Annotated in this window: 9 protein-coding genes and 1 pseudogene; 8 read left to right on the top strand and 2 right to left on the bottom strand. The window is 62.1% G+C overall.

Features of this window, described 5'->3' with window-relative positions; genetic code table 11:
- A pseudogene (locus ACEW8G_RS15925) lies at window positions 1–210 on the top strand (serine protease); the annotation flags it as partial.
- A gap of 59 nt (window positions 211–269) precedes the next feature.
- Window positions 270–602, top strand: a complete 333-nt coding sequence (locus tag ACEW8G_RS15930; protein WP_373489377.1) for a DUF3297 family protein — start codon at window positions 270–272, stop codon at window positions 600–602.
- Window positions 603–608: 6 nt separating this feature from the next.
- On the opposite strand, the gene ACEW8G_RS15935 is transcribed toward ACEW8G_RS15930, so the two are convergent.
- Window positions 609–1,352 carry a CHAP domain-containing protein gene (locus tag ACEW8G_RS15935; RefSeq protein ID WP_373489378.1) on the bottom strand — a complete coding sequence of 248 codons (744 nt, stop codon included), beginning with the start codon at window positions 1,350–1,352 and terminating at the stop codon, window positions 609–611.
- Between the two features lie 93 nt (window positions 1,353–1,445).
- Here ACEW8G_RS15935 and ACEW8G_RS15940 point away from each other — a divergent pair, with 93 nt between their 5' ends.
- From ACEW8G_RS15940 to ACEW8G_RS15965, 6 genes are all read left to right on the top strand, one after another.
- Window positions 1,446–1,790 carry an ArsR/SmtB family transcription factor gene (locus ACEW8G_RS15940; RefSeq protein ID WP_373489379.1) on the top strand — a complete coding sequence of 115 codons (345 nt, stop codon included), beginning with the start codon at window positions 1,446–1,448 and terminating at the stop codon, window positions 1,788–1,790.
- A 19-nt stretch (window positions 1,791–1,809) separates the two neighbouring features.
- Window positions 1,810–2,253: a VOC family protein gene (locus tag ACEW8G_RS15945; RefSeq protein WP_373489380.1), complete on the top strand. Its 444-nt coding sequence runs from the start codon at window positions 1,810–1,812 to the stop codon at window positions 2,251–2,253.
- Window positions 2,254–2,256: 3 nt separating this feature from the next.
- Window positions 2,257–2,751, top strand: a complete 495-nt coding sequence (locus tag ACEW8G_RS15950; protein WP_373489381.1) for an arsenate reductase ArsC — start codon at window positions 2,257–2,259, stop codon at window positions 2,749–2,751.
- Window positions 2,752–2,820: 69 nt separating this feature from the next.
- Window positions 2,821–4,122, top strand: coding sequence for an isoprenylcysteine carboxylmethyltransferase family protein (locus tag ACEW8G_RS15955; RefSeq protein WP_373489382.1), 1,302 nt, complete (start codon window positions 2,821–2,823; stop codon window positions 4,120–4,122).
- A gap of 175 nt (window positions 4,123–4,297) precedes the next feature.
- Entirely contained in the window at window positions 4,298–4,882 is a 585-nt protein-coding gene (locus ACEW8G_RS15960) for a ferritin-like domain-containing protein (protein WP_373489383.1), read from the top strand.
- A 72-nt stretch (window positions 4,883–4,954) separates the two neighbouring features.
- Window positions 4,955–5,377, top strand: a complete 423-nt coding sequence (locus ACEW8G_RS15965; protein ID WP_373489384.1) for a cytochrome c family protein — start codon at window positions 4,955–4,957, stop codon at window positions 5,375–5,377.
- 12 nt (window positions 5,378–5,389) lie between these two features.
- Here the strand turns inward: ACEW8G_RS15965 and ACEW8G_RS15970 are convergent.
- The coding region (locus ACEW8G_RS15970) for a glutamate--cysteine ligase (RefSeq protein WP_373489385.1) at window positions 5,390–6,040 on the bottom strand (651 nt) is incomplete at its 5' end.

A 6,040-nucleotide genomic window follows, 5' to 3' on the forward strand; every position in this document is an offset into this window, starting at 1 on the left:
GTGGTGGGCGTCAATGCCGCCTCGACGGCGCGTCGGGGCCGGGTGCTGACCACTGATCCGTCGGCGATCATGCGGCTGGTCGCGGCGAGCGGCGCGGTTGATGAGCAGGGCGCGGTGGTTGCCTTGCCCAGCCCTCAGGCAGCGGAGCGGCTGTTTCTTGAGCTGCTGGATTTGGGCATCATTCGGCAGGTCTATTGCGATGTGCGTTAGCTGCCAGTAAGGCCGCCGACAGCAAAGCAACGGCAGCCCACCCAACCAACGGATCGCCCATGACTGACAACCCCTCCGCTACCCCTGAAGACCTGCCAGCAGACGCAGATGATGCGACGTCCGCAAATGACGTGCCGCCTGACCGGCTCGCGATCAACCCGCGCAGCGACTATTTTGACAGTGCCCTGCTCGAACGCGGCATCGGCATCCGCTTCAAGGGTGTCGAGAAAAACAATGTCGAGGAATATTGCATTTCCGAAGGCTGGATCCGCGTGCAGGCGGGCAAAACGATGGACCGCAAGGGCCAGCCGCTGACGCTGAAGCTGAGCGGGGTGGTTGAGGCCTGGTATAAGGACCTTGGTGACAACCCGCCGGTTGCCAGCGCAGGCTGATCGGCTTTAGCCCCCGAACTTGCCGATCAACTCGTCAATCGGGTCGGCAGGCGGCAGCGGCTGAATTTTCAGCGGCGCAGGCGCGGCATGCGCGGATTGCTGGCGTTGCTTCGCCAGCCGCTTTTGCTGCCGGGCAAACAACTTCTGCTGCTTCCTGAGCGCCTTTTCCGCCCGGCGCTGCGCTTTGCGGTCAGCCTTGCTGGGCTGGATTGCAATCGTTTGCGATGATGCGCTCGCCAGCTGGATACGGGGCTGCGGCGCGTTTTGCGGTGCCTTTCCGGCCGGATAAATGAAGCCATGTATCGGATAATGCGTCGTGCCAAGGTCGCCAATTGGTGCATACCATACGCGCACCTCGCTCCAGTCATTGCCGGGTGATACATCCACTGCCAGCACGTTGCGTTCGATCTGCCCCTTGCGTCCGTTGACCGGTGACCAGTTGGCGTGATCGAGCAGCACGCGCCGCGAATCAAGCACCGTACTGACCGATGCGACATGGCCGAGCTGCATCGAACGGTGGGGCTTGAACGCCATGACCGCGCCGGGTGTGGGACGGTTGCCGCGCTCGTAGCGGCCTGCCGCCTGATGCCACCAGCTGTGCGCGTCACCGTAAATCTGGATGCCGCTGATATCGCGGGCATAGGGCACGCATTGCAGCGATGCGCCTTGTCCGAGCGCCGGGGTCACCGCCGTGCCTGCCAGCACGAGCGCGAGGATCAAAGGACGGGGGATGGCCGGGCGGAGAAGCATCGCGACGGTTTTCAGGCAAAATGGTTCATATCGGTTTAACGACACATGCGCTTGACAGGTCGTCATCATTTCTATAATTATTGAACTATGGAAATGATCACGACCGGGTCGGTAAAAGGCGTGCCCGCTTCCCCGCTGGATGACCTGCGCAGTCCGGCGGTGCTGGGCGCGCTTGCGGCACTGGCGCAGGAACACCGGCTGGCGGCGTTCCGGCTGCTGGTGGAGGCGGGGCCGGACGGCGTCTCGGCAGGTGATCTGGCCGACCGGCTGGCAGTGCCACGCTCGTCGCTGTCGTTTCACTTGAGCCAGTTGATGGCCGCCGGGCTGATCATCCAGCGGCGCGAAAGCCGCTCGCTGATCTATTCGGCGGACTATGCAGCGATGGGAGATCTCATTGCCTTTCTCACCGAAAATTGCTGCCGCAGTGGCGGCTGCTGATCCAAGCAGGAGACGTAAGATGAAACGGATACACGTACACGCCAAGACCGACGATCTGGCCGGATCGATTGCCTTTTATTCAGCGATGTTCGGCGCAGCGCCGACCGTCACCAAGACCGATTACGCCAAATGGCAGCTCGATGATCCGCGCATCAACTTCGCGATCTCGCTGGTCGGGTGCGGCGGTGCGGCGGGCATTGAGCATCTTGGCATCCAGGCCGAAACGCCGCAGGAACTGGCCGATGTCTACACCAACCTTGCCAATGCCGATCAGCCGGTGCTGGAAGAAGGCAAGACCACCTGCTGCTATGCAAAGTCTGAAAAGAGTTGGGTGAAAGACCCGAATGGCATCGTGTGGGAAGCGTTCTTCACCGATGGCGAAGCAACGGTCTATGGCGACCCCGGCCCGGTCGCCAAGGGCGCGCTCAGCGCCCCGGAAACCACCTGCTGCCCGGTGGTGTAAGCCATGACCAGCATCCTGTTTTTGTGCACCGGCAATTCGGCGCGCTCGATCCTCGCCGAGGCGCTGGCCAACCATCTGGGGGAAGGGCGGCTGACGACGTATTCCGCAGGCAGCTTTCCCAAGGGCGCGCCGCACCCCATGGCGCTGGCGGTGCTCGCTGACCACGCCATCACCGGCGAATTCAGCTCAAAAAGCTGGGATGTCTTCGCCGCCGCCGGTGCGCCGCCGATCGATATCGTGATCACCGTGTGCGACAATGCAGCAGGCGAGGTTTGCCCGATCTTCCCCGGTCGCGCGGTCAAGGCGCACTGGGGCATTGCCGATCCGGCAGCGGTGGAGGGTGCTGGCCAGCGTGCTGCGTTTGAGCAGGCCTTTGCCGAAATGCAGGCGCGCATCACGGCGCTGCTCGAGATGGATCTGTCTGACCCGGCCGCGCCGCATGTGCGTGCGGCGCTCAACGACATCGGTCATATGCCGGGCGCGACCCGGCGTCGTTAGGCGCAAAACAACGCCGCGCTGCACTTCCTTCATCGATTTCTTACCAATCGGGGTTAAGGGTGTCGCAAGATGTCGACAAGGACGCCACCGATTGATGCATGTCCGCCCAGCGCGGTCAGCCATGGAACGGGCCTTGCCGGGCTCGCCGGGTTGGTCGTATGGGTCGTCATCGCGCGCCACTATCAGTTCAGCGGGCCGAATGCGGCGCTCGCCTGCTGCGTGGCGACCGGGCTGCCGATGGTGCTGTGGTCGCTGCTGGTCGACAAGGTGCATCGCCGCGACAGCACCGGTATCGACTGGGCACAGCCGCGCGCCACCAAGGATGTTCTCGACGCCAGCCTGATCAAGCTCACCGGGCTGTGGATGACCTGGGGCGGGATCGCCGCGATTTATGCGGTCGCGCGTTGGTACTGGACCGGCAACTACCAGTTTTCGATGACCGTGTTCATTTATGCCGCGCCGTTCCTGTTTTTCCTGTCTATCCCCTATGTCATCTGGCTGGACCGCTATCTGAAGGACCCGCATGACGGTGCCTGGCACCTTGGCGCGATGATCTCGGGCCAGCCGGGCTGGGACTGGATTCAGATCCAGCACCACTTGCGCGCTTGGGCGGTGAAGGGCTTTTTCCTCGCCTTCATGCTGTCCATCGTGCCGGGCGGCTATGCCGACATCGTCAACCTCAACATCGCCGAGGTGATCACCAACCCGGTATGGATCGTCCACTGGCTGATCATCGCCATGTTTCTGGTCGATGTGCAGTTTGCGACTGTCGGCTATGTTCTGACGCTAAAGCCGCTCGATGCGCATATCCGCACTGCCAATCCCTATATGTCGGGCTGGGTTGCGGCGTTGATCTGCTATCCGCCGTTCATCCTGATGGGCGACAATGGCCCGCTCAACTATCACATCAACACCGCCGACTGGGCGCACTGGTTTGCGGGCAATATGCCGCTGCTGATCGTGTGGGGTGCGTGGCTGGTGGTGTTGACCGCTGTTTACGCCTGGGCGACGGTCGCCTTTGGCATCCGCTTTTCCAACCTGACGCATCGCGGCATCCTGACGCATGGGCCGTATCGCTGGACCAAACATCCGGCCTATCTGTCGAAGAACCTCTACTGGTGGTTTGCGACCATGCCGTTTCTGGTCACCAGCGGGTCATGGGCAGATGGCGCGCGCAATTTCGTGCTGCTGGCGGCGGTGTCAGGCGTCTATTACTGGCGCGCGAAGACCGAGGAAAAGCATCTGATGGCCGACCCCGATTATGTCGCCTATGCCGCGTGGATGGATCGCCACGGGCCAGTCCCCCGGCTGGTCGGCCGCATGACCGGCAAGCATCCACCTGCCGACTCACTGCCTCAGCCAGCAGAATAGCCGCGCGGGCGTGTTGCGAATCATTTCGCGACGAGCCGTGCTCCGCCAGCGCCGGAGCGCATGGCTGCTGTGATAGTGCTCAAATGCCTGACGCGATGCGCGCGTAAAAGCCGATGTTGCGGAAACAAAACAATCTGGTCGCCCGCGTTGTCTCAATTCAGCAGGGAGAATCTTTATGGACCAGATTATCGCATCGCGTCGTTCAATGCTCGGCACGGTTGGGGGCACGATGTTGTCCGCCGCCGCCATCGGTGTGCTTGGCGGTGTCAGCACCAGCGCCTTTGCGCAGGGCAAGAAGAAAAGCGCCAGCAAGGGCGATGTCGACATCCTCAATGTCGCGCTCGGGCTCGAGCACGAAGCGATCGCGGCATATTCGATCGGCGCAGGCAGCGGCCTGCTGGCAAAGCCGGTGCTGGATGCTGCCGTGCTCTTTCAGGGGCACCACAAGGGCCATCGCGACGCGCTGATCAAGGCGATCACCGACATGGGCGGCAAGCCGGTCATGGCGAAAACCGATGCAGAATATGCGAAGGAACTTAATGTCGCTGCAACCGTCAAGACCCAGACCGATGTGCTGAAACTGGCGCAGAGGCTGGAGAAGGGCGCGGCCAATGCTTACATCGGGGTCATTCCATCGTTCAGCAACAATGACCTCAGGCAGATATCGGCGCGGCTGGCAGCTGACGAGGCGACACACTGGGCAACACTCAGCTTTGTTCTGGGTGAATCACCGCCCGCCGCACCGCTTATTTTCGGTTGATTTAAAACGACTTTTCCGTATCGGGGCGGACTGCTATGCGGCCCGTCCCGACCGGGAACGGAGCACTGCGCAATGATGCGATCAAGGAATGCCTGGCTGACAACGGCGTTTGTGCTGGTTGCGATCATTGCCCTTGGCACCAGCGCGATTGTGATGACGGCTGCGCGTGCGACGGAGGTGAAAATGCCCTCCGGAGATGCCACCCGCGGCGCAGCGATTTATGAATCGAACTGCATCGGCTGCCATTCGCTCGACAGCAACCGGGTCGGCCCGGCGCATCGCGGCGTGTTTGGTCGCAAGGCGGGCAGCGCGCCCGGCTTTGCCTATTCGACCGGGCTGAAAAAGGCGAAATTTGCCTGGGATGCGGCGAGGCTCGATGCCTGGCTCACCAACCCGCAAGCCTATGTGAAAGGCGCCAAGATGGGCTTTCGCCTGTCAGACGCACAGCGCCGCGCCGATGTGATTGCATATCTGAAGCGGGAAAGCGGCAAGTAGGTCAGCCTGCCTTCAGAATTGCATCTCGTTATAGATGCGCGAGATGTCCCCGCTCCATGGCCCATGATAAAGCGCCAGCAGGTCTTCGGCTGGCGTCCGACGCTTGGCGACGACATCGCGCAGCGGCTCAAGAAACCCGGTTTCATTGTCGCCGCTGGTGTTGAGCCGCGCGCGCGACGCAAGACCGGACGATGCGATGCTCAGCGCCTCACCGGCAATGTCGATCAGCGTCTTGCCGCCTGCGATGGGCGCGTTGAGCCCGAGCTTTGGCACGCTGTCGCGCAGAGTCTGGCGTTCTTCGATGGTCCAGTGCTTGACAAGGTCCCATGCCGCATCGAGCGCGCCCTGATCATAGAGCAGACCGACCCACAGCGCGGGCAGGGCGCAGATCTTGCTCCACGGCCCGCCATCAGCGCCGCGCATTTCGAGGAAACTTTTCAGCCGCACTTCAGGGAAGGCGGTGGAGAGGTGGTCTGTCCAGTCGCTCATCGTCGGCAGTTCGCCGGGCAGCGCAGGCAGCGTGCCGTTCATGAAGTCGCGGAAGCTCTGGCCCGCCGCATCAATGTAGCGGCCATCGCGGAACACGAAATACATCGGCACGTCGAGCATGTATTCGACATAGCGCTCGTAGCCAAAGCCATCTTCGAACACGAACGGCAGCAT

Origin of the sequence: Blastomonas sp., assembly GCF_041747255.1 — a bacterium.
Lineage (GTDB): Bacteria > Pseudomonadota > Alphaproteobacteria > Sphingomonadales > Sphingomonadaceae > Blastomonas.

What these genes read in the sequence shown, in the direction of transcription:
- ACEW8G_RS15930 (WP_373489377.1), top strand. Translation starts at nt 270, where the DNA reads ATGACTGACAACCCCTCCGCTACCCCTGAAGACCTGCCAGCAGACGCA.
- ACEW8G_RS15935 (WP_373489378.1), bottom strand. Translation starts at nt 1,352, where the DNA reads ATGCTTCTCCGCCCGGCCATCCCCCGTCCTTTGATCCTCGCGCTCGTG.
- ACEW8G_RS15940 (WP_373489379.1), top strand. Translation starts at nt 1,446, where the DNA reads ATGATCACGACCGGGTCGGTAAAAGGCGTGCCCGCTTCCCCGCTGGAT.
- ACEW8G_RS15945 (WP_373489380.1), top strand. Translation starts at nt 1,810, where the DNA reads ATGAAACGGATACACGTACACGCCAAGACCGACGATCTGGCCGGATCG.
- ACEW8G_RS15950 (WP_373489381.1), top strand. Translation starts at nt 2,257, where the DNA reads ATGACCAGCATCCTGTTTTTGTGCACCGGCAATTCGGCGCGCTCGATC.
- ACEW8G_RS15955 (WP_373489382.1), top strand. Translation starts at nt 2,821, where the DNA reads ATGTCGACAAGGACGCCACCGATTGATGCATGTCCGCCCAGCGCGGTC.
- ACEW8G_RS15960 (WP_373489383.1), top strand. Translation starts at nt 4,298, where the DNA reads ATGGACCAGATTATCGCATCGCGTCGTTCAATGCTCGGCACGGTTGGG.
- ACEW8G_RS15965 (WP_373489384.1), top strand. Translation starts at nt 4,955, where the DNA reads ATGATGCGATCAAGGAATGCCTGGCTGACAACGGCGTTTGTGCTGGTT.